Source organism: Salipiger marinus (assembly GCF_900100085.1).
Classification (GTDB): Bacteria; Pseudomonadota; Alphaproteobacteria; order Rhodobacterales; family Rhodobacteraceae; genus Salipiger; species Salipiger marinus.
Map to the genome: position 1 here is coordinate 1 of NZ_FNEJ01000080.1, position 2,383 is coordinate 2,383.

Here is a 2,383-nt window from a genome sequence, read left to right on the forward strand (position 1 = left end):
CAGTCGGGCCATATCGTGATGACCGATTACGCCACCACCGGCGACGGGCTGATGGCCGGGTTGCAGTTTCTGGCGGAAATGGTCCGCACCGGCCAGCCCGCCAGCACGCTGACCCGCAGTTTCGAACCGGTGCCGCAGCTGCTGAAGAACGTGCGCTTCGCCTTGGGCAGCGCGCCGCTCGACAGCACCCGCGTGCGCAGCGCCATCGCCGAGGCCGAGGCCGCGCTCACCGGCCATGGCCGCCTCTTGATCCGCAAATCCGGCACCGAACCGCTGATCCGGGTCATGGCCGAATGCGAGGACGAAGCCCTGCTTGCCCGGCTGATCGACGGCATCGTGGCCGAGGTCGAGGCCGCCGCCTGACAAGGGCCCGCTCCTGCCCCGCCCCGCGCCCGTGGCGCAGGCACGGCCTGCCTTCGGCGGGGGTATTTAGAGCCGCTGGAAGCCGGGTTTCGCGCCCGGGATTCCATATCCCGGGGGGAGAGGCCGCAGGCCGAGGGGGGCAGAGCCCCCCCTGCCTCGCTCAGGCGGTGGCGCGCCCGTAGATCTGCGCGATGCTTTCCACGGCGGCTTCGGGGGAGACCGCTGCCGAAGCCTGTTAGAAGCCTCTGGCGGAAAAATGCGCAGCAGGGCAGCACATAGCCAGCGCACCTGCGAAGCCATGATTCAGGCTGCGCGGAAGATGGGAGCCTCGGGCTAGGGCATCTCGGGCTCCGTGGTGCCCATGGCATCATCACGGACGACGAGGGCGAAGACCGGCTCATCGACCTCGACAGCAGGAAGCACGAGCTTGCTCTGCTTCGCCAACCGCCGCCAAGCCGTCAACTGGCTGGACATGATCTCGTAGCGCGCCGTGACACCCGACACCGTCGCGCCAGGCTCCAATGTCTCAGCAACAACCTGCGCCTTCACATGATCTGGCCATTGCCTCCGGCCGGAGGCAAAAACTTCAACACCAAGCCCTGTGAGAAACGCACTCCTTGTCTTCGGGTGCGTATCAATTCGCAATCACTGATCCCGACGGGAACGTGGGACGGAGACAGAACTCTGTTGTCTTTTTCAGGTATTTTCCCGCACGATCAGGAACCCTGGGACGTTTATCGTGATCTCGATGCCCAAAGGTGGGCACGAGGTCTGAAGACGTCGGTGAACAAGCTCCGATGCGCGGGCTGGATACCGCATCGTCTCAAGGCTACTCCTGTCTTACGACGGGCGTCGGCGCGAAGCTGGCCACAAAGCGAGTGTCGGATATTCCCCTGCCGTCGACCTCGCGCCCGCCATTGGGCGCGGGCATTCTTGAGGCTCAATGTCTGCCAATCTGACGCAACCCTCGAACGGAAAATACCGCGGGAGTGGACACCAACCCAGTCACCTCGCACAGCGATCATGGGGCTAGGTCACCCTCCCTGATCGACCCAAGGATCACGCCAATCTTCGAGAACGGAAAATTAAGGCCTTTGTCTCACAAAGGACGCAGAAAACCGTATGATCAGGAGGTCAACGTGAAGCTCTTCACAGTTCATGCGCTCGTCGCATCCCTCTGTTTTGCAGCGTGTGCTTCCCCAGCACTTTCCGAAGTTCTTAGGGCAACAGCCGAGCTATCCCGTGACCACTCCATTGCGCACGGCTGGGGCTCAAGCGTTGAGGGAACTGGCTACGCATCCATTGATATTGATCTTGAAACGAGAACCCTGACGCATCTTCTAATTCAAGTGTACGGTATCTTCCCTGCTGATCTCGCAACTGCTGGCCTAGGCGGAGCACTCGGAGCGATCCACTTTCATAACTACCCCCAAGGGGGGCCGAATTTCTTCGTTCAACAACTTCCAGGGACGACCACACGGACCGACTATGGGATGCAGTTTGAATTGGAGAACTGGCTTTTCGAAGATCCGTTGGTCGGTGCTGAGCGCGGCCTGACTGCACAATTCGTAATCGACGAGATTGCTGCAGGAAATGCCTACATCGGGCTGCATACATCTCATACGCTCTGTTCACAAAACCAAAAAGAGGGTCATAATGGCAGTTGTGCCGCGCCAGGAACGGCTCTTTCTGGACATGTCTCAGTCCAAGGTTTTACTGACTAAGCTGAACTGTAAGCCATCTCCAAGAAAATCGAACAGCTACGAAAGTTACTATCTGAGACTTACTAATTTTGTCGTCATAATTGCGATCATTTCTGAGCTGATACAGGGCCTCCCATAACATGCGTGAGACCACTGCGGTGGAGGGTGCCCGCTCAATCAGCATAAGCGAATATGGCGAATTCAACCGTTCAGAATCAGACGTAGGTCATGTTGACAAAAGGCGCAGCCAAAGTCGGATGGAGGTGATGTCGATGAAGCCCAAGAAGCTCTCAGCGGTTTTGTCGTAGCGTGTGGCG

2 protein-coding genes and 2 pseudogenes are annotated in these 2,383 nt (G+C 59.1%); 2 read left to right on the plus strand and 2 right to left on the minus strand.

Annotated elements, in window-relative coordinates; all coding sequences use genetic code 11:
• Positions 1-363: pseudogene (locus BLR51_RS26885) on the plus strand (phosphoglucosamine mutase); the annotation flags it as partial.
• A 333-nt stretch (positions 364-696) separates the two neighbouring features.
• On the opposite strand, the gene BLR51_RS26890 reads toward BLR51_RS26885, so the two are convergent.
• Positions 697-1,008, minus strand: a complete 312-nt coding sequence (locus BLR51_RS26890; protein WP_242656867.1) for a transposase — start codon at positions 1,006-1,008, stop codon at positions 697-699.
• 494 nt (positions 1,009-1,502) lie between these two features.
• On the opposite strand from BLR51_RS26890, the gene BLR51_RS27615 reads away from it, so the two are divergent.
• Entirely contained in the window at positions 1,503-2,087 is a 585-nt protein-coding gene (locus tag BLR51_RS27615) for a hypothetical protein (protein ID WP_131821922.1), read from the plus strand.
• Positions 2,088-2,292: 205 nt separating this feature from the next.
• Here BLR51_RS27615 and BLR51_RS27320 read toward each other — a convergent pair.
• Positions 2,293-2,383 (minus strand): annotated as a pseudogene (locus tag BLR51_RS27320) (IS5/IS1182 family transposase); the annotation flags it as partial.